The following is a 25183-nucleotide window of genomic DNA, read 5'->3' on the forward strand; positions in this document are numbered from 1 at the left end:
TCTATTGCAGAGCCGCGGCAAGCGACTCGGCGGTGTTGGTCTGCCACTGAATGTAGTCCAGGCCTTCGGGCAGGGTTTCGGTCACCTCGACGACGGGGATTCCCGCCGACTCGGCCGTGGCCCGCACGTCCTGGGTGACCCGGTCCTGCGTCTGCACGTTGTAGACGAGGGCCTGCACCTGCTTGCCGGTGAGCAGCTGTCGCGTCGCGGCGATGGCGGCGGGTGCGGGGTCGTTGCCGTTCTCGATGGCGCTCGTGAAGTCGGGCGGGGTGACGTCCTTCAGGCCCGCGGACTGCAGCAGGTAGTAGGCGATCGGTTCGGTCTGGGCGACGGGTGTGTCCTTGTGCGCTGCCGCGATGCCGTCGGTGATCGCGGAGATCTGCTCGAGTTGACCGTGGAAGGTGGCGGCGTTGGCCTTGTAGGCGTCGGCGTTGTCGGGGTCGAGTTGGCCGAGCTTGTCCGCGATGGACTGCGCGGTGGCGTCGACGGTGTCGACGTCGAACCAGACGTGCTCGTTGACGTCGCCGTGGTCGTGGCCCTCGTGCGAGTCGCCGCCGTCCGAGTCGCCGCCGGAGTGCTCGTCCTCGCCCGCGTGCGCGCCGCCCTCGAGGAGGTCGAATGCATTGACGGTGAGCTGGTCGCTGTTGCCGGTGCCGATGATGTCGTCGACGAAGTGGTCGTACCCGCCGCCGTTGTAGACGATCAGGGAGGCGTCGGTGAGCTTGGCGGCGTCGGTGGGGCTCGCCTCGAACGAGTGCGGGTCGGACGACGGTTCGGTGATGATCGAGGTGACGTCCACCTTGTCGCCGGCGACGGCCTGCGCGACGCTGCCCCACACGTTCGTCGACGCGACGACGGTCAGCGTGCCGTCACCGGTCGTGTCGGAGCCGCACGCGGTGAGGGTGAGGGCCGCGGCGAACGACAGCCCGACGGCCGCCGTGGCGGCACGAAAACCTGAGGAAGCGCGCACAGAAAACTCCTGACCGAAGACGAACGCTAAACGCTATTGGAAACCGTTACCGTTGCACTTTAGCGGATAGGTCCTGGTAGTGCACTTTCGGCGCAGCCCCGACGCGCCCGAACGGGGGCCAGGTACTAACGTCCCCCTATGCCCAGGTCTCGACAGCCTCGTCGCCAAGCCACGCTGGCGTCGCTCGCGGCCGAGCTCAATATTTCGCGCACGACGGTGTCCAACGCGTACAACCGGCCGGATCAACTCTCCGCGGAACTGCGCGACCGGGTGTTGCAGGCGGCCAAGCGCCGCGGCTACCCCGGCCCCGACCCGGTGGCCCGATCCCTGCGCACCCGCAGGGCCGGTGCCGTCGGACTGCTGCTCACCGAGGCCCTCAGCTACTCCTTCCGCGACCCCGCCGCGATGAGCTTTCTGTCCGGACTGGCCGAGTCGTGCGAGGCCGCCGGGCAGGGTCTGCTGCTGATTCCGGCCGGCCCGGGACGCGAGGAGGCGGACGCCGCCGCGGTCGTGCAGCAGGCGGGCGTCGACGGGTTCGTCGTGTACTCGGTGGCGGACGACGACCCGTACCTCGCGGCGGTGTGCGAACGTCACCTGCCGATGGTCGTGTGCGATCAGCCGCGCGAGATCCCGGGTGCGTCGCTCATCGGGATCGACGATCGCGGCGCGATGCGGGGCCTCGCCGACTATCTGATCGGGCTCGGCCACCGCGACATCGGTGTGCTGAGCATGAGGCTGGGGCGCGACCGCTCGGACGGGGTCGCCGACGCCGAGCGTCTGCGGTCACCGAACTTCCACGTGCAGCGCGAACGCATCGAGGGAGTGCGCGACGCCATGTCGGACGCCGGCCTGGACCCTCGGACGCTGACCGTCGTCGAGCGGTTCGAGCACACCGGGAAGTCGGGGCACGCCGCTGCCGCGCAGGCGCTCGGCGTGAATCCGAGAATCACCGCACTCGTGTGCACCACCGACGTCCTCGCGCTCGGCGCGCTGGACTGGGCGCGCTGGCAGGGCATCGACGTGCCCGGCCGGCTGTCGATCACCGGATTCGACGGAGTCGACGACGCACTGCGTGAGGGCCTGACCACCGTGCGGCAACCCCAGGAGGAGAAGGGTCGCCGGGCGGGTGCACTGCTCATGTCCCCGTCGCACTCCGGCGTCGCGATCGTCGAGATGCTCGAGACCGAACTGCTGCGGGGTTCGACGGCCGGGCCCGCCAAGCGCTGACCCGGCCTCCCGTTCAGGCCAGGAGCTGAGCGCAACGCAGCAATCCCAGGTGGCTGTACGCCTGGGGGTGGTTGCCCAGCGACCGCTCGGCGACGGGGTCGTACTCCTCGCTGAGAAGCCCGGTCGGTCCGGCGGCGTCGACCAGTTGCGCGAACAACGCCTCCGCCTGCGACCGCTGACCGATCAGCAGGTACGCCTCGACCAGCCAGGCCGCGCAGAGGTGGAACCCGCCCTCGGTGCCGGGCAGCCCGTCGTCGTGGTGGTACCGGTACACGGTCGAGCCGCTGCGCAGTTCCGCCTCGGTGGCCGTGACCGTGGCGGCGAACTTCTCGTCCGACGGGTCGATCAGCCCGGACAGTCCGATGTACAGGGTGGCGGCGTCGAGGTCGGTGCCGTCGTAGGCGGCGGTGTACGAGCGGACCTCGTCCTTCCAGCCCTTCTCGCGCACCTCCTCGGCGATCTTGTCGCGCAACGACGTCCAGCCGGGCTCGACGTCGCGGCCGAAGTGCTCGGCCAGCGCCACCGCACGGTCGACGGTGACCCAGCCCATCACCTTCGAGTACACGTGGTGACGCGGGTTGTCGCGGATCTCCCAGATGCCGTGGTCGGGTTCGAACCAGCGACGTTCCACGGCCTCGACCATGGCGCAGACCAGTTCCCAGTCGCGGTCGTTGAGCGCCACTTCGACGCCCTGCTTCTCGCGGGCGTGGGACAGGTCGTGGATGAGTTCGACGATGGGCCCGAACACGTCGAGTTGCACCTGCTGGTTGGCCGCGTTGCCGATGCGGACCGGCCGCGAGCCCGCGTAGCCGGGGAGCGAGTCGATGACGGCCTCAGGCGGCAGACCGCCACCGTGCAGCGTGTAGAGGGGGTGCAGGCGTTCGGGGCCGGGCAGCGTCTCGAGGACGTCGTGCACCCAGTCGAGGTAGCCCTCGGCCTCGCTGAGGGACCCGAGGCTGACGAGTGCGGACGCGGTGAGCGCCGCGTCGCGCAGCCAGCAGTAGCGGTAGTCCCAGTTGCGGACGCCGCCGATCTCCTCGGGCAGCGAGGTGGTGGCGGCCGCCATGATCGCTCCGGAGTCGACGTGCACCAGACCGCGAAGGGTGAGCGCGGAACGCTTCATCAGGTCGGGTTTGAGCGTGGGCAGGGTGAGGCTCTTCGCCCAGTCCGACCAATACGATTCGGCCAGCGCGCGACGCTCCTCCTCGGGCGTCTCCGACGGTCCGAGTTCTTCGGTGCCGCACCGCAATTCCAGGACGACGTCACCACCGGACGGGTCGACGACGGCATGCGCGGTCTGCTGGTTGCCGTCGGACGTCACGTTCCACTGCACGCCGGGGGACCGCAGCACGATCGGCTCGTTGGTCCCGTGCACCCGCAGTCCCTCGGAGACCGCCTCGAGGATGACCTGGCCCTGCCCGAACTCGGGCCGCGGTGCGAACGTCACGACGGCGGCGGCCTGCCCGCTGATCACCCGGGTCAGGTCGGTGCGGCCCTGGCGGACGTCGTGCGGCAGGTAGTCGGTGACGGAGAGGCTGGCCCACCGTGTCTGCACGGTCATGGTGCTGTCGATGTACCGCTGGCTCAGCGGCAGCGCGCTGCGGTGCGGGCCGACACTGAAATGGCCGGCCTCCGGTCCGCCGAGCAGATGCGCGAACACGGACGCCGAGTCGGGTTCGGGATGACACAGCCAGGTGAGGGTCGCGTCGGGGGTGACGAGTGCGACGGTCCGCGGGCTGGCGAGCATGGTGAGGCGCTCGATCGGCGGGGCGTGTGCCCCGGACAGCCAGGTGCGGCGCTCCTCGAGCAGGAACGCGAGGGCCGCGGCCACGTCTTCGGTGGTCGACACCCGGAATTCGGCGAGACTCTCGCCGGGGCCCACCTTCACGCCGAGGTCGGGGCCCTGGAGACGCGCGAACGCCTTCTCGTCGGTGACGTCGTCGCCGACGAAGACGGCTGCCGTCGCACCGTCCTGGTGACGGATCAGGTCGAGCGCATGGCCCTTGTCGGTGGCGACGACGGCCAGTTCGATGACGGACTTGCCCTCGGTGACCTGCACGCCGACGCGCTGTCCGGCGTCGGCGCGCACGGCGGCCAGGGCCAGGGCACCTTCCTCGGCGTCGGCGTTGCGGACGTGGAGGGCGACGCTCGCCGGCTTTGCCTCCACCGACGTACCGGCGTGCAGCGTGGCGATCCGGGTGAGTTCCTCGGTGATCTCACCGAGAAGTTTCTTGGCGTCGGCGTCGATCGCATGGATGAACCCGATGTCGAATTCCGAGCCGTGGCTGCCGACCAGCTGAACCTCGGCGGGCAGCCGCGACAGCGCGGCGAGGTCCTTGAGTGCCCGGCCCGAGATCACGGCCGCCGTCGTTCCGGCGAGGCTGGCCAGGGCGCGGAGAGCGCGCACCGATTCGGCGTGGGGGAACGCCTTCTCGGGGTCGGAGACGATGGGGGCCATCGTGCCGTCGTAGTCGGAAGCGACGAGCAGGCGAGGGGTCCGCGCAACCCTCGAGAGGGCACGACGAAGTTCGATGGACAGATCATGGGCGCTCACATGTTCAAATCTAGGGGATGTGACGGCTGTGAGCGCGTTCTCGGCCGGGGCTGTGCCCCGATCGCGTCCTACTCGGGTCTGCGGCTTCCGTCACCGAGCAGCAGTTCGACGGTGAGTTCGAGCCGATTCGCGACATCGGTCGCGGACGAGCGGCGTGTGAGCCAGGCCACCAGGTTCGACAGCCACACGTCGGAGATGACGCGGGCGACGGCCAACTGGTCTTCGGTGGGCTCGGTGTCCGTCATCGCGCGGGCGAACAGGCGGTCCATCAGCTTGCCCACCTGATCGACCTCGGCGGCGGCGGAGGCGTCGGCGAACATGAAGGCGCGCGTCATGGCCTCGGTCAGCAGTGGGTCGCGCTGCATGGCCCGGGTGATCTGGCTGAGGATGAGCTGCATCCGCTCGAGCGGGTTCCGGCCCGGCGGGTTCTTTCCCCGCGAGTCGATTCGCTCGAACTCGCGGGCGAGCGCCGACACCAGCAGGTGCACCTTGGACGGGAAGTAGCGGTACAGCGTCCCCACGGCGACGTCGGCGCGTTCGGCGACGGCCCGCATCTGCACGGCTTCGTATCCGCCCTTGGAGGCCAGGGCCAGGGTCGCGTCGAGGATCCGCTTGCGCCGTTCCTTCTGCGCGTTGGAACTGAGATCGTCCTCGCCCAGCGTCGCCGCAGCGACCGTCGAGGACCGTGATCGAGAGCTGGTCGTCATTACCTGTTTTCCTTCGCGCCTTGACTCATGGCCAGGTGTCATATTAGAACACGTTCTAGACGAATGTGTCATTCAGGAGAGGCGGATACCCGTTGTGACAATCGCCACCACCGAGGAACAGAGGGCTGCAGCGGGTTCGATCCAGGCTTGGGCGCGGTCCACGGACCCGCTGGTCACAGTACGGCAAGGACCAGCAGATTCGTGGCGGACGTCGTGGCCGTCCTTCGCCTCGCTCGGAATTTTCTCGGTCGCCGTGCCCGAAGAGGTCGGGGGGTCGGGAGCGGAGATCGTCGATCTCGCCGCGATGCTCGAACAGGCCGCGACTGAACTCGTCCCGGGCCCTGTTCTCTCGACCGCTCTCGCCGCGCTCGTCGTCGGCCGCAGCTCCGGCGCCGCCGCGAAACGGTGGTCCGAGGACCTCGCCGACGGCGCGATGCCGTGCGCGGTGGCTCTCGGCAGCAACTCCCCGGTGAACGCGACGCTCGGGGCCGACGGCGGGTTGACCGTCACCGGCGACGCGGGCTTCGCGATCGGCGGTGACACGGGGGTGTCCGTGCTGCTGTCCGCCGACGCGGGCGACGGCGTCGTGTGGTGTCTGATCGACGGCGAAGCCGACGGCCTGGACGTCACGGTCGCCGACACGATCGACAAGAGCCGCCCGCTCGCGCGGGTGCGCTGCGATCGTGTGGCGGTGGCGGCCGACCGGGTGGTCACCGGCGTGCGGGACGGGCTCGTGGCCGACCTCGCCGCGACCCTCGCCGCCGTGGAGGCATCCGGGATCGCGGCCTGGTGTCTGCGAACGGCGGTGGAGTACGCCAAGATTCGCGAGCAGTTCGGCAAACCGATCGGATCGTTCCAGGCGATCAAGCATCTGTGCGCGGAGATGCTGTGCCGCGTCGAACAGTCCGGTGCAGCGGCGTGGGATGCGGCCGTGGCGGCGGAGGACGCGTGGGACGCGGACGGCGGCGAGCTGCCGATCGCGGCCGCGGTCGCGGCGTCGCTCACGCTCGACGCCGCCGTCGAGACCGCCAAGGACTGCATCCAGGTGCTCGGCGGGATCGGCTTCACCTGGGAACACGACGCGCACTTCTACCTGCGCCGGGCGACGTCGCTGCGGCAGCTGCTCGGCGGCTCCGCCCGCTGGCGGGCGCGGGTCACGGAACTGACGCGGGCCGGTGCTCGCAGGCACCTGTCGATCGACCTGTCCGGGCTCGACGACGAGCGGGCGCAGATCCGCGCCGAGATCGCCGACCTGGTGGCGCGGCCGGAGTCGGAGCGACGCGCGGCCCTCGCGGAGTCGGGTTACCTGGCCCCGCACTGGCCCGCACCCTACGGACGGGGTGCGCGCGCCGCCGAACAGATCCTGATCGAGGAGGAGCTGGCGGCCGCCGGGGTCGGCAGGCCCGACCTCGTGATCGGCTGGTGGGCCGTGCCGACGATCCTCGAGCACGGCAGCGCCGAGCAGATCGAACGCTTCGCCACCCCGACGCTGCGCGGCGAGCTCATCTGGTGCCAGCTGTTCAGCGAACCCGGCGCCGGCTCCGACCTCGCGGCGCTGCGGACGTCCGCGGAGAAGGTGGACGGCGGGTGGCGGCTGAACGGTCAGAAGGTGTGGACGTCGAGGGCGCAGGAAGCGGACTGGGCGATCTGCCTGGCCCGCACCGACCGGGACGCGCCCAAACACAGGGGCATCAGCTACTTCCTCGTCGACATGACGAGCCCCGGCATCACCATCTCGCCGCTGCGCGAGATCACCGGCGACGCCCTGTTCAACGAGGTGTATCTCGAGGACGTGTTCGTGCCGGACGAGCTGGTGGTCGGGAATCTCGGCGACGGCTGGAAGCTGGCCCGCACCACGCTGGCCAACGAGCGGGTCGCGATGGGCGGAGGCTCCTCGCTCGGTGCGGCGATGGAGGAACTGCTCGCGCTCGCGGGGGTCGGCGACCCCGTGACCGACGACAGGCTCGGGCATCTCATCGGCAACGCGCTCGTCGGCTCGCAGCTCGAACTGCGCACCACCCTCCGGCAGCTGGACGGTCAGGACCCGGGACCGGAATCGAGTGTCCGCAAGCTGGTCGGGGTCCGCCAGCGGCAGGCGGTCGCGGAATTCGCGATGGAACTCGGTGGCGTGGACGGCTGGGTGGAGGGGCCGCTGGCGCGGGAGTTCCTCAATACGCGCTGCCTGTCCATTGCGGGCGGAACGACGCAGATCCTGCTGACGGTCGCGGCCGAGCGGATTCTCGGGCTGCCGCGGGGCTGAGCCGCGTCGCGATGGTCTTTCGCGAGGTCCGGGATGGTGATACAACTAGAACACGTTCTAAATTGAAAGTGGGATTGTCAGCGTGGACTTCACTCGAGACGAAACCCAGGAGGCCGTGGCCCAGGTCGCGGCCGGACTGCTGGCCCGCGACCTCGACGACGACGCCCTCTGGGCCGCGTTCGCCGACGCCGACCTGCTGACCCTCGCACTGCCGGAACGTCTCGGCGGTGAAGGGCTCTCGGTCACCGACGTCGGTGCGCTGCTCACCGAGGTCGGGCGGAAGGCGGCTCGGGTCCCGGCCCTCGCAACGCTCGGATTAGGTGTGCTGCCCATCGTCGCGCTGGGCGACGACGCCCAACAGGACGCACTGCTCACCGGTCTCGCCGACGGCCGCACGTTCACCGCGGCGCTCGCCGAACCCGGGGCGCAGTTCCCGGCCCGGCCCTCGGTGACCGCGGTCGCGGACGGGAACGGCTACTCCGTCACCGGGCGCGTGCTCGCGGTTCCCTTCGCCGAGCGGGCACACCGGATCCTCGTGCCCACGGACACCGGGGTGGTGCTGGTGGACCCGGGCGCGGAGGGCGTCACGCTCACGCCGACCCCCTCGGCGTCGGGTAGCCCGGAATTCGCGATCATGTTCGACGGCGCGCTCGGTGAACTGCTCGCGGCCGGCGACGACGCGGTGCAGACGCTGTACCGCATCGCCCTGGCGTCCATCGGAGCGGTCGCGGACGGACTGCTGTCGGGGGCAACGGTTCTGGCAGGAGAACACCTCGCGACGCGCCACCAGTTCGGCAAGCCGCTCGCCACGTTCCAGGCCGTCTCGCAGCAGATCGCCGACGTCTACGTCACGTCCCGCACCCTCCACGTGTCGGCGCTCGCGGCGTCGTGGCGGGTGTCCGAAGGCCTGGACGCCCAGGACGATCTGGACGTGATGGCGTACTGGATCGCCGCCGAAGTGCCTGCCGCCATGCAGGTTCTGCACCACCTGCACGGCGGGATCGGCGTCGATGTCACGTACCCGCTGCACCGCTACTACTCGACCGCCAAAGACCTGGCCCGCCTCGTGGGCGGCGCCTCGTACCGACTCGACCTCGTGGGGGCCCGGTGTTCATCGATCTGACCGACGAGCAGCGTGAGCTGCAAGCGGAACTGCGGCGCTACTTCTCCGGGCTGATCTCGCCTGCCGAGGCCGAGGTGATGCGCACGGAACGCCACGGCAGCACCTACCGCGAGGTCATCCGCCGGATGGGCAAGGACGGCTGGCTCGGGGTGGGCTGGCCGGTGGAGTTCGGGGGCCGCGGCTTCGGCGAGATCGAGCAGCAGATCTTCGTCAACGAGGCGACCCGCGCCGACGTTCCGCTGCCCGCGGTCACGCTGCAAACGGTGGGTCCGACGCTGCAGAAGTACGGGACGGAGGAGCAGAAGCGCAAGTTCCTGCCCGCGATCCTCGCCGGCGAGGTGCACTTCGCGATCGGCTACACCGAACCGGAAGCGGGCACCGACCTCGCGGCGCTGCGGACCACTGCCGTGCGCGTGGGTGACGAGTACATCGTCAACGGGCAGAAGATCTTCACCACCGGCGGTCACGACGCCGACTACCTGTGGCTCGCCGTCCGGACGGGCTCGGCGGATTCGCGTCACCGCGGCATCTCCATCCTGATCATGGACACCGAGGACCCGGGCTACAGCTGGACGCCGATCATCACGTGCGACGGTGCGCATCACGTCAACGCCACCTACTACTCCGACGTCCGGGTTCCCGCCGACATGCTGGTCGGTGAGGAGAATCAGGGCTGGCGACTCATCACCACCCAGCTCAACCACGAACGCGTCATGCTCGGGCCGGCGGGCCGGGTCGGCGGTCTCTACGACCGCATCCGCAACTGGGCGGTCGCGCACGACCTGCTCGACGAGCCGGACGTGCGGCGCGCGCTCGGCGAGATCCACGCGACGTTCCGCCTCAACGAACTACTCAACTGGCAGGTGGCGTCGAGTGAGGCGGACGCCGTCGACATCGCCGACGCGTCCGCGACGAAAGTGTTCGCCACCGAACGTATTCAGCGGATCGGCCGGCTCGTCGAAGAGATCGTCGGACGCTACGGCGACCCGTCCGAGCCGGAGACCGCCGATCTCATGAGGTGGCTCGACATGCAGGTGAAGCGCAACCTCGTCATCACGTTCGGTGGCGGTGTCAACGAGGTGATGCGTGAGCTGATCGCGACAGCCGGCCTGAAACTTCCCCGAGTCCCGCGATAGGAGCGCCGCGCGAAATGAGTTCCGAACAGATTCTCGCTGCCGCGGACGAGGTCCGGTCGGCGGGTCCGAGCGCCCCTCGCCCCGGACGTGACCCGATCAACTTGCCGATGATCCGCAACTGGGTGGAGGCGATCGGCGACCGGAATCCGATCTACGTCGACGAGGCGGCGGCGCGGGCAGCGGGACACGACGGCATCGTGGCCCCGCCCGCGATGGCGCAGGTGTGGACGATGCAGGGGCTGAACGCCGTCCGGCAACCCGACGACCCGCTCGGCCGCATGACGACGATCCTCGACGAGGCCGGGTTCACGTCCGTCGTCGCCACCAACTGCGATCAGATCTACCACCGCTACCTGAGGGTCGGTGAGGAGGTCACCATCACCACGACCCTCGAGGACCTCGTGGGTCCGAAGAAGACGGGCCTCGGTGAGGGGTGGTTCTTCACCACCCGCAGCCTGTGGCGGGTCGCCGGCGACGACGGCACCGACGAGGTCGTCGCCGAGATGCTGTTCCGCATCCTGAAGTTCGCGCCCAAACCCGCCGAACCGGTGTCACCGTCGGCGAACGGGCAGGGTGCATCTTTCGACGATCTGGACCCCACCAAGCTGATGCGGCCCAGCGCCTCGCAGGACACCCAGTTCTTCTGGGACGGGGTGGCCGCGCACGAGTTGCGGATCCAGCAGCGTGAGGACGGATCGCTGCAGCACCCACCGGTGCCCGCGCTGTGGAAGGACAAGACGGAGACGACGGACTACGTCGTCGCGTCGGGCCGCGGCACCGTGTTCAGTTACGTGGTCCACCACGCGCCGAAGGTGCCGGGACGCTCGCTGCCGTTCGTAGTGGCGCTGGTCGAACTGGAGGAAGGCGTCCGCATGCTCGGTGAGCTGCGCGGCGTCGACCCCGCCGAGGTGACGGTCGGGATGCCGGTGGAAGCGATCTACCTCGACTTCCCGGGCGACGACGAGACGGGCGGCACGCCGTGGACCCTGTACGCGTGGCAGCGCGGAGCGAAGGAGCAGTCATGACGTCCACTCTCGATGTCGCGGTGGGAACGACGCTTCCGGAATTGACCGTCACCGGCGACCCGACGTTCGTCGTCTCGGCCGCACTGGCGACACGCGACTTCCAGGACGTCCACCACGACCGCGACCTCGCGCAGCAACGTGGGTCGAAGGACATCTTCGTCAACATCCTCACCGACACGGGTCTGGTGCAGCGGTTCGTCACCGACTGGGCGGGGCCGAACGCGGTGATCAAGTCGATCGCGTTGCGCCTCGGCGTTCCGTGGTACGCGTACGACACCCTCACCCTGAGCGGCACGGTGGCGTCGGTGGGCGACGGCGTCGTCACGCTGGACGTCGTCGGGAAGAACGCTCTCGGCGACCACATCACGTCGAAGGTGACCCTCGTCCTGGACGGACGCACGAACGGAGCGGGTGCATGAGCGGGCTGTCGGGCAAGGCTGTCATCGCCGGTATCGGCGCCACGGACTTCTCGAAGAATTCGGGCCGCAGCGAATTACGGCTGGCGGCAGAGGCGGTCACGGCGGCGCTCGACGACGCCGGGCTGACCCCCGCGGACGTCGACGGCCTGACATCTTTCACGATGGACACCAACACCGAAGCGGCCGTGGCCCGTTCGGTCGGGATTCCGGATCTGAAGTTCTTCAGCCGCATCCACTACGGCGGCGGTGCGGCGTGCGCGACCGTGCAGCAGGCGGCGATGGCGGTGGCCACCGGTGTCGCCGACGTGGTGGTGGCGTACCGGGCGTTCAACGAGCGGTCGGGGATGCGCTTCGGGCAGGTGAACTCCGGTCTGGTGCAGCAGGTGAACTCGTCGGGTACCGACAACGCGTTCTCCTACCCGCACGGCCTGTCGACGCCGGCGGCGTTCGTCGCGATGGTCGCCCAGCGGTACATGCACGAATACGGCGCTACGAGTGAGGATTTCGGTCGGGTCGCGGTCACCGACCGCAAGCATGCCGCCACCAATCCGAACGCCTTCTTCTACGGCAAACCGATCACGCTCGACGACCACCAGAACTCCCGCTTCATCGCCGAGCCCCTGCACCTGCTCGACTGCTGCCAGGAGTCGGACGGCGGCATCGCGATCGTGGTCACGTCACCGGAGCGGGCGAAGAACCTGAAGCAGAAACCGGCCGTGATCGCGGCGGCGGCCCAGGGGAGCGGCAGCGACCAGTACATCATGACCAGCTACTACCGCCCGGAGCTCGCGGGACTGCCTGAGATGGAGCTGGTCGGCACGCAGCTGTGGGATCAGGCCGGGCTCGGACCGCAGGACATGGATCTGGCCGTCCTCTACGACCACTTCACCCCATACGTATTGATGCAGCTCGAAGAACTCGGCTTCTGTGGCCGCGGTGAGGCCAAGGACTTCATCGCCGACGGCGCCATCGACCTCGACGGCAGCCTGCCGCTCAACACCCACGGAGGCCAGCTCGGCGAGGCCTACATCCACGGGATGAACGGCATCGCCGAGGGCGTGCGACAGATCCGCGGCACGTCCGTGAACCAGGTCTCCGGCGTGCAGAACGTTCTCGTCACCGCAGGGACAGGCGTTCCGACGTCGGGTCTGGTGCTGACGGCCTGAGTCCGATCAGCGCAGGAAGGTACCGATCACCGGCGCGAGAGCGCCTGCGTTGGTGACGATGTCGATGTGCCCGCCGGAGTGCAGATGCAGCGTCGCATGCGGCAGGAGTCGATTCATGATGTGCGCGTTGACGACCGGGATGATGGGGTCGTCGGTTCCCGCGACGATCAGCGTCTGCTGCCGGATCAGGGGCAGCACCGGCAGACTGGTCCATACCGATCCGGCCAGCAGTTGGTGGAGGTAGCCGACGAGGGAACCGGCATGGAGTTGCTGCAGGAACAATTTCGCGACGTCGTCACCCTTGCGGTGTGCGCTCCCGCCGTACAGGTCGCCGGCGATCGAGGCAGCATAACCGGGGTCGGTGAACCGGCGCGGCGTCAGCATCTTCCCCAGTACCCGGGGACTACCCGGAACCATGAGTACCCCGGTCCCGGTCGCGACGAGGACCAACCGACGGCACCGGGACGGGTTCTGCAGGGCGAACTGCTGGGCGAGGGCGCCGCCCCAGGACAGCCCGAGGACGTCCACGACGCCCATACCCAGTGTGGTGAGCAACCGGCCCAGCACCCACGCGAGGTAGGGGAACCCGTACGGCAGGGGCGAGGTGGGCGACCCACCGGTCCCCGGAACGTCGAACCGCACGATCGGCCGTTCCGGATCCAGCTTCTGCACCAGGGGTTCGAGTACCTCGAATCCGGCGCCGATCCCGTTGCACAACACCAGGGGCACCCCGGTTCCGCGACGGACCTTCACCCGGATCCGCTGGCCGCCGACGGGGACGATGTAGGTGTCGTCCCCGCCGCGGTCCGCGAACAATTCGGTCACGCTCATCGGTACAACACCGCGCCCCCGGCGATGCACGGGGGCCGTTGTGCCCCCTCGATGTCGTAGGTGAACCCGAACGCCACCTCGATACCGGCCGGTTTCCGTTGCGCCGCGGTGACGGTGGTGCCGAGCGGACCGGTCGTGCCGACGGTCTGCCCGACCAATCCGAGAAGGTCGGACGGCTGTGCAAGGTGAAGGGTCATGGTTGTCCTCGGGTGTGTCGGGTATCAGTTCTGGTGCACGTAGGTGCCCGGTGCCGGGGCCACGGGTGGATACTCGCCGGTGCCGAGGCTCTGTGGCGCGTCGATCTCGGGGCCGCTGCGCTCACCGAGCCACTGCGCGTAGTCTGGCCACCACGAATCCGTCGCCGTCTGGGCTGTGTCCAGCCACTGTTCGGGGGTCTCGTGGTCGGCCTGGGCGAAGCGAAACGACGCGCGCGGGTTGTTCGGCGGGTTGACCATAGAGGCGATGTGGCCGCTCGACGAGAGGACGAATCGGTTGTCCTTGCTGCCGAGCAGGCGGGCGCTACGGTACGCGGACTGCCACGGGCTGATGTGGTCGGCGATACCGCCGATCACGTACGCGTCGGCGGTGACCGTCGACAGGTCCACGGGGGTGCCCAGCATGCTCACCGCGCCGGGCGTGGTGAGTGCGTTCCGCAAGGCCATCATCACGAGGTCGCGGTGGAGGGCGGCCGTCATCCGGGTGGTGTCGGAGTTCCAGAACAGCACGTCGAAGGCCGCCGGGCGACGTCCCTGCACGTAGTTGTTGACCCAGTACCGCCAGACCAGGTCGGTCGGGCGCAGCCAGGCGAACACCTCGGCCAGGGTACGGCCGTCGAGGTATCCCTGCGCGGACGACGCCCGGATCGCGGCGCTCGCGGCGCGTTCGCTCAGCGCGGCCGAGGCGAATCCGGCCCGGTTCTGGTCCAGCACGGTGACGGCGAGCGCCAGCCCGGCGATCCGGTCGCCCTCACCGATCTCGGTGAGATGGGCGGCCGTCATGGCGGCGAGGATGCCGCCCGAGCAGGTGGCCAGCAGGTGCGTTCGATCGGCGCCGGTGATCTGCTCCACCGCGTCGAGCGCGTCGATGATCGCCTGGCCGTAGGTGTCGGCGTCCCAACTGCGATGACGGGCGAGAGGGTTGCGCCACGAGATCGTGAACACCTGCTGGCCCTGCTGCAGCAGGTACTCGATCAGGCTCCGTCCCGGAGCGATGTCGAGAATGTAGTACTTGTTGATCACCGGGGGCACGATCAGCAGCGGGGTCGAGCGGACGGTCGGCGTCTGCGGTGTGTAGTGGATCAGCTCGAAGGCCCGGGTCTGGAGCACCACCGCGCCCTTGGTGGTGGCGACGGTCTCGCCGACCGCGAACGCGTCGGGCTCGACCATGGCGGGTACCCGCGGCTGGGAACTCATGTCCCGGGCGAAGGCACGCAGTCCCCGGACGGCGCTGAGACCTCCGGTGTCGATCAGTGCCTTCCACCCGAGCGGGCTGAGGAGCGGGCTGTTGGTCGGGGACAGGCCCTCGACGATGTTGTCGAGGACGAACCGGATCTTCTCGGTGTCCCGCCAGTCCAGGCCGGCGTCGGCGAGCAGGGCCTCGCTCGTGTGCGATGCCGCGAGATAGGCCTGCATGGTGCGACGGAGCAGCGGATTCTGCTGCCACGCGACATCACTGAAACGCTTGTCGGCCTTGGCCGGGGCACGATCGGACCGGCCGGCGGCGATCGCGCCGAGCTCACGCGCGAGGGCCCCGCCCCGGGAGGCGAGCGTGCGCGGTTGCTTGGCGAGTTCGAACCCGAAACGCGTCCACGAACTGTTCGGCTGCATTCTCGCCGGGAGCCCGCGCGTCGGCTTCGTGAGCAGGAGGTCGAGGGGGACGGCGAGTTCGTCGGGACTGGTGAACGAGGGTGCAGTGGTCACGGTGCGGTGCTTTCGGTGGTGGAAGCGGGGACGGTGATCTCGCGGCGGACGATCTTGCCGGTCGGGCCCTTGGGAAGGGTGTCGACGAGCCAGATCTTGCGCGGGTACTTGTAGGCGGCGACCCGGGTCCTGACGAAGTCACACAGCTCGGCGGGGTCGGCGTGCGCACCCGCTTTGAGCGCGATCGCGGCGCCGATCTCCTCGCCGAGGGACTCGTGCGGAACACCGACGACGGCCGCCTCGGCCACCGCGGGGTGCTCGTAGAGCACTTCCTCGACCTCGCGGGGGTAGACGTTGAAACCACCACGGATGATCAGGTCCTTTTTCCGGTCGACGATGACGAAATACCCGTCCTCGTCGACCTTTCCGATGTCGCCGGTGGCGAACCAGCCGTCCGGGGAGACGGCCGCCGCGGTGGCGTCGGGCAGGTTCCAGTAGCCCTTCATCACGTTGCCGCCGCGGATCTGAATCTCGCCGGGTTCGCCTTGCGCCACCTCGGCGCCCGCGTCGTCGACCACGCGCATCTCGACGCCCTCGATGGGAGTGCCGATCGTGCCGGGTTTGCGTTCGCGGCCCGGGTGGTTGAACGAGGCGACGGGGGAGGTCTCCGACAGTCCGTACCCTTCGAGGATCACGGCCCCGACGGCCTCCTCGAAGTCGGTGAGCACCTGCACCGGCAGCGCCGAGCCGCCGGATACGCAGACGCGGAGTGTCGCTGTGGCCGACTCCGGAAACTCGGACGCCACGCCGAGCAGCGCCGAGTACATCGTCGGGACACCCTCGAAGACGGTGACACCGTCACGTTCGACCACCTCGAGCGCCTTGCGTGGCTCGAACCGCGGGATCAACGTGAGGGTCGCACCGACCGACACGGCGGCGTTCAGCCCGCAGGTCAGGCCGAACACGTGGAAGAGCGGCAGACATCCCATCACCACGTCGGCGGGCCCGATCTCGAGCAGGGTGCGCGCGGTGACCTCGGCGTTCCGCGCGAGTCCGCCGTGGGTTAGTTCCGCGCCCTTGGGCTTGCCGGTCGTCCCGGACGTGTGGAGCACGACGGCGGTGTCGGTGTCCGTGCGATCGACCGGACGCGGCTGCGGCGGAACGTCGGCCATCAGGTCGTCGAGACCCGCGTCGTCCACCAGCCAGCACCGCGCGCCCGTCGCCGCCGCGGCGGCGGTGGCCGCATCCGCGAACCCCGGCGACCCGAACAGTGCCGTCGCGCCCGTGTTGGACAGAAAGAACGCCACCTCCCGCGATTTCAGCAGCGGATTCATGGGGACGGCGATCGCGCCGCGCCGCAGGATGCCGTACAAGACGATCGCGAACGCGGGGGTGTTGGGCAGCATCAACCCGACCCGGTCGCCCGGTGCGATGCCGGCGCGTTCGAGGACGGTGGCGAGCCGGGCGGCAGCGTCGTCGAACTCGGTGAAGGTGAGCTGCAGGTCGTCGCACCGGAGGGCGACGTTCCCGGGAACGTCTCGGGCGGACGCTGTGAGATTCATGCTCAGATTCGGCAAGATGGGTCTCCACTCGGTACCGGTTGTCGATTGCTTTCCATCGTGACCTCGCACGTAGCGAAGTGCGATGGTGGCGGGAACAACATGACGGCCCCCAGAATGTGCCCGGCCACAGTGCCCGGGTCCCGCCGACTATCGTGTCCGGTATGGCTGCGTCCCCCGACCCCTCTGTCGCAGCGATGGGCAGGGTGATGCTCGGCCACGCCGACGAACTGGGTGCGGAGCTCGCCGATCTGATCCGGGTGCAAGTCGATTTCTACGGTTCGAGTGCCGTCGTCGCGAAGGACGAGCTCCGGCAAAGTTGCGCCGCCAACATCGCTTTCGTCTTCCGGCAACTGTCCGGCGACGCCGACCCGGACATTCCCGCGGCGGCGGAGACCGGTACCGCGCGAGCCCGCGCCGGTGTTCCGTTGCCGGCCGTCATGGACGCATACCGTGTGGGGTTCCGATTCATGTGGGAGGCGACAATCGCGGAGGCACGCCGGAACGGCGACCTGTCGATCGACTCGATCCTGGATGCGACGTCGCAGATACTGCTCGCCCAGGACACCTTCACCCAGGCGATGACCACCGCCTACCGGAAGCAGCTCACCATTCAGATCCTCAGCCACGAGGAGGAGCGGTCCGCGTTGGTGGAAGCGCTTCTGTTCCGGCGGATCACCGACCGGCACAATCTGTGGGAGATCGCCGACACCCTGCGCCTGCCCACTTCGGGTCCCTATGTCGTTGTAGCAGCCGAGGTTCCAGAGATCGGACGACTGGGGCTCCCCGAGATCGCGAGCAAATTGGACGTGCGCGACATCCGCTCGGCGTGGCGATTGCTTCCCGACCTACAGGTCGGGATCGTCTACCTCCGGGCGCCGGCGGTGCTCGGTACCGTCGTCGAGGTTCTCGAGGGCGTCGCATCGTCGCGTGTCGGGATCAGCCCGCGGTTCGACAATCTCGCCGAGACGGGTGAGGGGCTGCGTCTCGCCCGGCTGGCCATCGCGGGTGAACCCTCGTCGAAGTCACTGGTCGCGCTGTTCGACGATTCCCCGCTCGCGTTCGCCGCCGCGAGCGCACCCGACACGATGACCCGCATCCGGACGTCCATCCTCGGCCCCCTCGACGAGCTGCCGGACGCGGAGCGTCAGATCCTGGTGACCACCTTCGAGGCCTGGCTCGACACCGGCGGCTCGGCGAACGACACCGCGACCGCGATCTTCTGCCACCCCAACACGGTGCGTCATCGGCTGCGCCGGATCGAGGAGCGGACCGGCAGGTCTCTCTCGCGACCGCGGGACGTGGCCGAGTTGTGCCTGGCGTTCGAGATCGAGCGCCGCCGGCCGCGAGCCTCCGAGACGTAGTCAGGCGACCGCCTCCGGCGAGCGGACGACCACGCGTTTCGCGATGTGTTTCGCGACGTACGCGGCGTCGCGGCCCACGCCGCCGGTGAGCATCGACGCAAATGCCTGCAGGAACGGCAGCCCCACGAAATACAGTCCCGGATGGTCCGGTGAGACTCCGCGGGACTGCTCGGGCCACCCGTCGGAGCCGGTGACGGGGATCTGGATCCACGACGTGTCCTTGCGGAACCCGGTGCACCAGATGACGTTGCGGACGTCGAATGCGGTGCCGTCGTCGAGGACCGGTCTGCCGTCGTGGACGCCGGTGACCTTCGCGGGGAAGTGCTCCACACCGGCCGCAGCCAGGTCGGCCCGCTTGACCCGCAGGAGTGGTCCGCCGCCCGAGCGGACGTGGGTGCGCATCTTCCGGCCGACGGGGGTGCGTTCCGTCAGAACGTGATTGGCCATGAACCACATGATCGGGACCGCGAGGTGGGCGAGGCGTCCCTCGATGTCGAACGGCACCTCCCCGCGGACGGGCCCGCAGATCGTGGTGCGATGCGAACGGGAGGCCTCCAGCGCGATGTCCGCGCCGGAGTGGCTGCACCCGACCACCAGCACCGGCCCGTCCTGCAGTTGGGACGGATTGCGGTAGTCGCTCGAATGCAGTTGCCGGATCCCGGGGTCGAGGCGCTCGGCGAGATCCGGGACGACCGGGGACTGCCAGGTCCCGGAGGCGACGACGACGTTGTCGGCCTCGAATCGGTCCGTCCCGGCGGTGACGACGTAACGGTCGCCGTCACGGGACAGGCCGTCGACGGTGGTGCCGGTCCGGATCGGGAGCGCGAATCGCTGCGCGTAGGCCTCGAAGTAGTCGGCGACCTCGTCCTTCCCGGGCCAGGACCACGCCGGGGCGGGAATTCCCCAGCCGGGCAGGCCGTCGTACCGGGCGGGACTGTAGAGCCGGAGCGAGTCGAATCGCTCCCGCCACACGTCTCCGACGCGGTCGTGGGCGTCGAGGATCACGAATCGCTGCCCGCATCGTGTGAGGTGGTATCCGGTGGCGAGGCCGGCCTGTCCGGCGCCGATCACGATCGTCTCGAAGCGTTCTGTGGACATCGTCTGCCTTCTTCCCTGAGGTGATCGGTGGTCATGCTCAACGCTATGACCGGGCCCATCTCGGCGCGTCGGGAGAATGGCGCAGATACGTACGACCGTATGGGTACTTTCATGCAGACGGCCCGACGAGGCGATGCTCGTACGCATAGGCCGTGGCCGCGGACCGCGACGAGATCCCCAGCTTGACGAAGATGTTGCTCAGGTGCCGCGCGACCGTCTTCTCGCTGAGGAACAGTTCCGTCGCCACCGCCCGGTTGCTCTTGCCCGCCGCCACGAGGCGGAGCACGCACACCTCACGCGGGGTCAGGGGAGTGCTGACCGCCGGGTCGGGGCGGAACTCCGCCCGGAGTCGCTCGAGATCCGGGACCGCGCCCAGTTGCCGATAGGTGGCGGACGCGAGGTCGTGCTCCATCTGCGCGGTGTCGTCGTCCCCCAGGTCGCGGCACACCAGCGCGACCGACTCCCGGACCCGCGCGCACTCGTAGGGAGCGCCGATGTCCTGCCAGCGTCGCCACGCGTCCCGCAGAACGGTCAGCGCGTCGCTGCCCCGACCTTCGGCGTGCAGCACCGACCCCGACACCTGAGCGGACAGTGCGCACAGGTAGGGGATCGCGAATCGTGTTGCAATCGAGTCGAGTTCGTCGGCTGCGGCGCGAGCCGCCGGGACGTCGCCGGCAGCGAGCAGGATGTCCACGCAGGCGGGCAGCAGCCGGGCGCGTTCCACGGCGCCGGTGGACTCGTCCACCGCACAGCGGATCGAAGCGACCGCGCTGCCGACCCGCCCCTGCGCCATCCGCATCAGCGCGAGTCCGGGCTGCGGCCGCCTGCCCCAGCGGTTCGCCTCCAGAAACAGCTTCTCGGCCTGGGCTACCTCGCCGCGCAGGCGATGGAGGTCGGCCATCACGTAGGCGGCGGACCCGGCCGCGGCGTGCGAGGCGAGCCGCTCGTGCGCCCGCCGCGCCGAGTCCATCGCCGTGGGCCACTCGCCCTGCAGTTGCAGGATCTCGGCGCGGTGGACGAGGCACTGACCGCGGTAGGGGACGAGGTCGGGTTGCGAAGAGCACCACTCCTCCAGCGCCACAGTCCATTCCCTGGACCGGCGGAGATCGCACATGTTCTGGCACTGCTCGATCACGGCGCAGTACACGATCCCCGCCACCACCGGGGACACCTCGTCGGACGTCACCCCGACCATCGCCTCGTCGAACGCGGACACCGCGTCGGCGACCTCCCCCAGCAGGACGAGCGAATGACCGGTGCCCAGCACCCCCAGCGTCGTCAGGTCCGGGTCGGCGAACCGGGTGCCCGTCTCCGTGATCGCACGGAAGATGTCGCGCGCGGCGGTGCCGTCACCGGCGTCGATCCGCCTCAGTCCCTGCGGCACCAGTAGGTAGCCGCGTTCGGCGCAGTCCACCCCCGCGGTGTCCAGCAGTCGCTGGGCCTTGCTCAGCCAGCCGCCGCCGCGCGCCTGCTCGCCCCGCATGATCAAAACGAACGAGAGCCAGAACGCGCACCGCGCGGAGCGCACCGGCCGACCCGCGCGGGCCCACTCGTGCACCGCCCGTTCCCACCATTCGGTGCTGGCGTCGTCCTCACCGAGCAGGTAGGCGGCGGTGGCGACCAGTTCGAGGTCGTCACCGGACAGCGGGTCCTGCCGGTCGGCGCCCGACAGTCGGGCGTAGGCGTCGCGCCAGTCTCGTCGTTCGAAGGCCGCACGGCCCGTCCGGAGTTCCGACGCCGCGTCGGACATCACTGTCTCCTGCCGAAGATCTGCGCGCTGACCTGCTCGGATTTCAGACTACCGCCGCACCGGGCCCGCCGGGAACGTCGAATATTTCCTGCAACCTGTCGGTGCCTCGAGTCACACTGGGTCCAGACGCCAACGGATGGGAACTTCTGATGGTCGATGCGATAACGGCAGAGGGTCTGGTCAAGAAGTACGGCAAGGTCACGGCACTGGACGGGGTCGACCTCGCGGTCCCGTCGGGAACGGTGATGGCGCTGCTCGGCCCGAACGGCGCCGGCAAGACGACGGCGGTGCGGGTCTTCACCACCCTTCTCGTCCCGGATGCCGGCCGGGCGGAGGTGGCCGGTCTCGACGTCGTCCACGATGCGCGGGTGCTTCGATCCCGGATCGGGGCGTCGGGTCAGTACGCCGCCGTCGACGAGTACCTCACCGGTTTCGAGAACCTCGAGATGGTGGGGCGGCTCTACCACCTCGGGGGCAAGCGCAGTAAGGCGCGCGCCCGCGAACTGCTCGAACAGTTCGACCTGGTCGAGGCAGGAGATCGCCCCGTCAAGGGCTACTCGGGTGGCATGCGTCGTCGTCTCGACCTCGCGGGAGCACTCGTCGCCGAGCCGGAAGTGTTGTTCCTGGACGAACCGACCACCGGGCTCGACCCCCGCGCCCGGCTGGCGCTCTGGGATGTCATCGACAATCTCGTCGCCAGGGGCACCACGCTTCTCCTGACCACCCAGTACATGGAAGAAGCCGAGCGCCTCGCCGACCAGATCGCCGTGATCGACCACGGTTCGGTCATCGCCCGCGGAACTGCCGACGAATTGAAGGACCGCGTGGGCGGTGAGCGCATCGAGTTGAGCGTCCGGGAGGGCATCGAACTCTCCGTCGTGCGCGACGAACTGGCCCCACTCGCCGCTGGGGACATCCTGGTGGAGGAGAACGTCCGCCGTGTGACGGTGCCGGTGACCGGCGGTGCGGACGCCCTCGTCGAGGCGCTGGGCCGCCTCTCCGATCGAGGAGTGAAGGTGTTCGACGTCGGTCTGCGCCGACCGACCCTGGACGACGTGTTCCTCACCCTGACCGGACACGAAGCCGAAGAGGAGCACGTCTCATGAGCGCCCCACAGACCGCGTCCGTGCACACCGCGCTCGCGGACGGGCTCACGATCGCCAAGCGCAACATGATCAAGATCAAGCGCGTCCCCGACCTCATCGTGTTCACCACGTTGTCGCCGATCATGTTCGTGCTGCTGTTCGCGTACGTGTTCGGTAGTGCCATCCAGGTTCCCGGGATGTCCTACCGCGAGTTCCTGATCGCCGGGATCTTCACGCAGACAGTCATCTTCGGGGCCACATGGACTGGTCTCGGGATGGTCGAGGATCTGCAGAAGGGGATCATCGACCGGTTCCGGTCGCTTCCGATGGCCCCGTCCGCCGTTCTCCTCGGCCGCACCTCCACCGACGTCCTGATCAACATCGTCAGCCTCGTCGTGATGTCACTGACGGGTCTGATCATCGGGTGGCGCATCCACTCGAGTCTCGGCGAAGCGCTGCTCGGCTACCTGCTCCTGCTGTTGTTCGCCTACGCGCTGTCGTGGGTGATGGCGGTGGTCGGCCTGTGGATCCGCACGCCGGAGGTGTTCAACAACGCCAGCTTCATCGTCATCTTCCCGCTCTCGTTCATCGCGAACACGTTCGTCGAGACCACCAACCTGCCCGGTCCGCTGAAGGTGATCGCGGAATGGAATCCTGTGTCCGCGGTGACGCAGGCCGTGCGAGAACTGTTCGGAAACACCAACCCGGACATGACCGTTCCCGACGCTTGGCCGTTGCAGCACCCGATCATCGCCTCACTGGCATGGTCGGCGGTGCTGCTGGTGATCTTCGTGCCGTTCGCGATCCGGCGCTACAAGAAGGCCGTCAGCCGCTGAGGGGCGGCGGTCACCGCCCCGCAGCCGGGATCACGCCCAACTGCTGGAGCATGGCGAGGACGTCCTTGTCCGACCACTTCTCCGCAATCCGCCCGTTCTCGATGCGGTGGATGACGGTGGCGGTCATTTCCATGCGATTCCCCGTCGCGGGAATTCCGGGCAGATCACCCGTCTGCGTTCCGGCACACAGTAGCCGGGTAACGACCTTGTCGCCCTCGGCCACCTGATCCTCGATCACGTGCGTCCCCGGTGTGGCCTCCCAGAACAACCGGAACACCTGCTTCAGTCCCTCGCGCCCCGGTGCTTCGAGGCCGGGAAACGGCGGCGGTGAATGGTCGAGGTAATTCTCGTCGACGAGTTCGTCCAGTGCGTCGATGTTGCCTGCGTCGATCTCGGTGTAGAAACGCCGGATCAATTCCTTGTTCGCTTCCAGTGACATGTCTCCATTGTCTGCCGGTCGCGTCGCCGCGTACACCCACCTCCGCCGGACCAACGGGACGCTCGTTGCGTCAGATCGAACGAGCGTCCCGTTCGTTCAGGGGCTAGCGGAGTTCGCGCGGCGAATCGACGTCGCGTCCCGACCCCAGGTCGGAGCAGTCGACCGTCTCGGCGCCGTGTGCGCCGAGGTACGTGCGTGCGCCGGAGTCGCCGGTGAGACTGCGCCGCAACGGTAGCCAGTGGTCCCGGCCGATCAGCACGGGGTGACCCGGACGGCCGGCGTAATGAGCCTGACGGAGCGCCGCTCGGGCGTCGCCGGGCGGCACCGACGCCACCCGCCGGATTGCGTCGACACCGAGGTCGGGGAGATCGACGAGGGTGATGACGACGGCATCGACGTCGTCGAACGTCGCCGCGACCTCCAGCCCCCGGCGCAGGGAGGCGGACAATCCCGACTGCCAGTCCTCCGCGATCCCGACGGTGACGGGGGCGCCGTCGGGAAGTAGGTCCTCGGCCTCCTCGGCGCGGGCACCGAGCACCACGACGGTGGGCTCGCATCCCGCGGCCGACAGCACTCGCACGCCGCGCGCGAGCCACGGTTCTCCGTCCGCGCCGACGACGAGTGACTTGGGCATGCCCATGCGCGAACCGGCCCCGGCCGCGAGCAGCATGCCCCCGATCGTCATCGTGGTCTCACCGGTCCGCGCTGCATGCGTTCAACTTACTTTTCCTTGGCGAAGTTCGCGTTGACGCGCTGGTAGAGGTAGTCCTCGGCGGTGATGTCGGGGTACTTGCCCGCCGGTCCGGAGATGACGACGTCGCGGTTGGCCTGGGCGAAGAACGCGAGGCTGTAGCGGGCGCCGTGGTCGCCGTCCGGTCCGGGGTTCTTCACGCGGTGGAAGTTGGACGGCAACCGGTCGTCGCTCCACCGCATGAGCATGTCACCGATGTTGCAGGTGATCGCGTCCTCGGACGGCTCGATGGGCGTCCACTCCTGGGTGTCCATCTCCTTGCCCGGCAGCACCTGCAGACCGCCCTGGCCCTCCTGCTGGAACAGCAGCGTGAGGCAGTCGAAATCGGTGTGGGCGCCGGCGCGCCACAGGCCGAGGTCGCCGCGAAGGTGCTCCGGGATGGCGAAGTAGTGCAGCATCCGCAGGGTGCTCTGGTAGCTGTCCACCGACGGGTCGTGGGCCTCGGCGAAGAAGTTGCGCTCGAACCCGAGCTTGTCGGCGAAGCACGACAGCAGTCGCATGGCCACGTCCCAGCACTGCGCCTCGAATCCGAGCATCGTGTTGCGGAACCCGGCCAGTTCCTCCTCGGTGGGCCACAGGTCGCCCATGTGCGGCCGGGTGATCTGGTACGACTCCTTCTCGTCGGGGACGCCGATGGACGGGCGCACCTGGGTTTTGCTCTCCCACCCGGAGTTGAAGCCCTTCTTCAGCGGGTACTGCGCCTTCACAGCTGAATCGAGGGCGAAGAACTGCTCGGACATCGCAAACGCCTGGCGCACGTCGGCGAGGTCGATGCCGTGGTTGTAGACCTGGAAGAACCCGACGTCGACCGCCGCGTTCCACAGCTGTTCGGTGATGTCGGAGCGTCGAGCATCGAAGTCCGAGAGGTCGATTCGGCGGATCTCGCGGTCGGTGGTCTCGGTCCCGAGCCCACCCATGCGGGATTCCTTGGCGAGCTCGTTCAGCGTGTGGCTGCCGGTCATCGTGTCTCTCCATTCTTGATTACATGCAATCTTGCGTGTTTGGCCCACTATTGCGCGTAAAC

General features: G+C 68.7%; 22 protein-coding genes. 10 read left to right on the top strand and 12 right to left on the bottom strand.

All coding sequences use genetic code 11. From position 1 onward, the window contains the following. Position 1: 1 nt before the first annotated feature. The gene (locus tag PSR88_RS22825) at positions 2-970 is read right to left on the bottom strand and encodes a metal ABC transporter solute-binding protein, Zn/Mn family (protein WP_016884112.1); all 969 of its coding nucleotides are present in this window, start codon (positions 968-970) and stop codon (positions 2-4) included. 138 nt (positions 971-1108) lie between these two features. On the opposite strand from PSR88_RS22825, the gene PSR88_RS22830 reads away from it, so the two are divergent. Continuing rightward, the gene (locus PSR88_RS22830) at positions 1109-2197 is read left to right on the top strand and encodes a substrate-binding domain-containing protein (protein ID WP_011596873.1); all 1089 of its coding nucleotides are present in this window, start codon (positions 1109-1111) and stop codon (positions 2195-2197) included. A 13-nt stretch (positions 2198-2210) separates the two neighbouring features. Here PSR88_RS22830 and otsB read toward each other — a convergent pair whose 3' ends face one another. Continuing rightward, positions 2211-4751, bottom strand: a complete 2541-nt coding sequence (otsB, locus tag PSR88_RS22835) for a trehalose-phosphatase (protein WP_009477546.1) — start codon at positions 4749-4751, stop codon at positions 2211-2213. Between the two features lie 68 nt (positions 4752-4819). After that, entirely contained in the window at positions 4820-5458 is a 639-nt protein-coding gene (gene kstR / locus PSR88_RS22840) for a cholesterol catabolism transcriptional regulator KstR (RefSeq protein WP_009477547.1), read from the bottom strand. Between the two features lie 94 nt (positions 5459-5552). Here kstR and PSR88_RS22845 point away from each other — a divergent pair, with 94 nt between their 5' ends. The 6 genes from PSR88_RS22845 (at position 5553) to PSR88_RS22870 (ending at position 12587) form a co-directional block, all read left to right on the top strand. Continuing rightward, positions 5553-7718 (top strand): acyl-CoA dehydrogenase, encoded by a 2166-nt coding sequence (locus tag PSR88_RS22845; RefSeq protein ID WP_016884111.1) that lies wholly within the window; start codon positions 5553-5555, stop codon positions 7716-7718. Positions 7719-7800: 82 nt separating this feature from the next. Then, the gene (locus PSR88_RS22850; RefSeq protein ID WP_016884110.1) at positions 7801-8841 is read left to right on the top strand and encodes an acyl-CoA dehydrogenase family protein; all 1041 of its coding nucleotides are present in this window, start codon (positions 7801-7803) and stop codon (positions 8839-8841) included. Beyond that, positions 8826-9977, top strand: a complete 1152-nt coding sequence (locus tag PSR88_RS22855; protein ID WP_016884109.1) for an acyl-CoA dehydrogenase family protein — start codon at positions 8826-8828, stop codon at positions 9975-9977. Before PSR88_RS22850 ends, PSR88_RS22855 begins: the two co-directional genes overlap by 16 nt. Positions 9978-9991: 14 nt before the next feature. Then, positions 9992-11002 (top strand): bifunctional MaoC family dehydratase N-terminal/OB-fold nucleic acid binding domain-containing protein, encoded by a 1011-nt coding sequence (locus PSR88_RS22860; RefSeq protein WP_011596876.1) that lies wholly within the window; start codon positions 9992-9994, stop codon positions 11000-11002. Further along, positions 10999-11421, top strand: coding sequence for a MaoC family dehydratase (locus PSR88_RS22865; RefSeq protein WP_011596877.1), 423 nt, complete (start codon positions 10999-11001; stop codon positions 11419-11421). Before PSR88_RS22860 ends, PSR88_RS22865 begins: the two co-directional genes overlap by 4 nt. Continuing rightward, complete coding sequence (locus PSR88_RS22870) at positions 11418-12587, top strand: lipid-transfer protein (RefSeq protein ID WP_016884108.1); 1170 nt, start codon at positions 11418-11420, stop codon at positions 12585-12587. Before PSR88_RS22865 ends, PSR88_RS22870 begins: the two co-directional genes overlap by 4 nt. 6 nt (positions 12588-12593) lie before the next feature. On the opposite strand, the gene PSR88_RS22875 is transcribed toward PSR88_RS22870, so the two are convergent. From PSR88_RS22875 to PSR88_RS22890, 4 genes are read right to left on the bottom strand one after another with little or no spacing between them, the layout of a single operon-like run. Further along, positions 12594-13418: an alpha/beta fold hydrolase gene (locus tag PSR88_RS22875; RefSeq protein WP_011596879.1), complete on the bottom strand. Its 825-nt coding sequence runs from the start codon at positions 13416-13418 to the stop codon at positions 12594-12596. Continuing rightward, complete coding sequence (locus tag PSR88_RS22880; RefSeq protein ID WP_011596880.1) at positions 13415-13615, bottom strand: hypothetical protein; 201 nt, start codon at positions 13613-13615, stop codon at positions 13415-13417. Before PSR88_RS22880 ends, PSR88_RS22875 begins: the two co-directional genes overlap by 4 nt. A 24-nt stretch (positions 13616-13639) precedes the next feature. After that, positions 13640-15337 (bottom strand): PHA/PHB synthase family protein, encoded by a 1698-nt coding sequence (locus tag PSR88_RS22885; protein WP_011596881.1) that lies wholly within the window; start codon positions 15335-15337, stop codon positions 13640-13642. Further along, positions 15334-16854: a long-chain-fatty-acid--CoA ligase gene (locus PSR88_RS22890; protein WP_029539629.1), complete on the bottom strand. Its 1521-nt coding sequence runs from the start codon at positions 16852-16854 to the stop codon at positions 15334-15336. Before PSR88_RS22890 ends, PSR88_RS22885 begins: the two co-directional genes overlap by 4 nt. Positions 16855-17000: 146 nt before the next feature. Between PSR88_RS22890 and PSR88_RS22895 the strand changes: the two genes are divergently transcribed. Continuing rightward, entirely contained in the window at positions 17001-18200 is a 1200-nt protein-coding gene (locus tag PSR88_RS22895; protein ID WP_011596883.1) for a PucR family transcriptional regulator, read from the top strand. Here the strand turns inward: PSR88_RS22895 and PSR88_RS22900 are convergent, their stop codons facing one another. Next, positions 18201-19298: a flavin-containing monooxygenase gene (locus PSR88_RS22900; RefSeq protein WP_016884105.1), complete on the bottom strand. Its 1098-nt coding sequence runs from the start codon at positions 19296-19298 to the stop codon at positions 18201-18203. A gap of 109 nt (positions 19299-19407) precedes the next feature. Further along, a complete protein-coding gene (locus tag PSR88_RS22905; RefSeq protein WP_016884104.1) occupies positions 19408-21048 on the bottom strand; it encodes a helix-turn-helix transcriptional regulator in 1641 nt (546 codons plus the stop codon). A 149-nt stretch (positions 21049-21197) separates the two neighbouring features. Here PSR88_RS22905 and PSR88_RS22910 point away from each other — a divergent pair, with 149 nt between their 5' ends. Both PSR88_RS22910 and PSR88_RS22915 read left to right on the top strand, forming a co-directional pair. Next, the gene (locus PSR88_RS22910) at positions 21198-22154 is read left to right on the top strand and encodes a daunorubicin resistance protein DrrA family ABC transporter ATP-binding protein (RefSeq protein ID WP_009477556.1); all 957 of its coding nucleotides are present in this window, start codon (positions 21198-21200) and stop codon (positions 22152-22154) included. After that, on the top strand, positions 22151-22969 hold the full coding sequence (locus PSR88_RS22915; RefSeq protein ID WP_007295540.1) for an ABC transporter permease: 819 nt from the start codon (positions 22151-22153) through the stop codon (positions 22967-22969). Before PSR88_RS22910 ends, PSR88_RS22915 begins: the two co-directional genes overlap by 4 nt. Before the next feature lie 10 nt (positions 22970-22979). On the opposite strand, the gene PSR88_RS22920 is transcribed toward PSR88_RS22915, so the two are convergent. From PSR88_RS22920 to PSR88_RS22930, 3 genes are all read right to left on the bottom strand, one after another. Further along, positions 22980-23408 carry an ester cyclase gene (locus tag PSR88_RS22920; RefSeq protein ID WP_011596886.1) on the bottom strand — a complete coding sequence of 143 codons (429 nt, stop codon included), beginning with the start codon at positions 23406-23408 and terminating at the stop codon, positions 22980-22982. A gap of 103 nt (positions 23409-23511) precedes the next feature. Then, positions 23512-24093: an NTP transferase domain-containing protein gene (locus tag PSR88_RS22925; RefSeq protein ID WP_016884103.1), complete on the bottom strand. Its 582-nt coding sequence runs from the start codon at positions 24091-24093 to the stop codon at positions 23512-23514. A gap of 35 nt (positions 24094-24128) precedes the next feature. Continuing rightward, positions 24129-25121: an isopenicillin N synthase family dioxygenase gene (locus tag PSR88_RS22930; RefSeq protein WP_016884102.1), complete on the bottom strand. Its 993-nt coding sequence runs from the start codon at positions 25119-25121 to the stop codon at positions 24129-24131. Between the last annotated feature and the right edge of the window lie 62 nt (positions 25122-25183).

This window comes from Rhodococcus sp. DK176 (genome assembly GCF_038447315.2).
Classification (GTDB): Bacteria; Actinomycetota; Actinomycetes; order Mycobacteriales; family Mycobacteriaceae; genus Rhodococcus_F; species Rhodococcus_F jostii_A.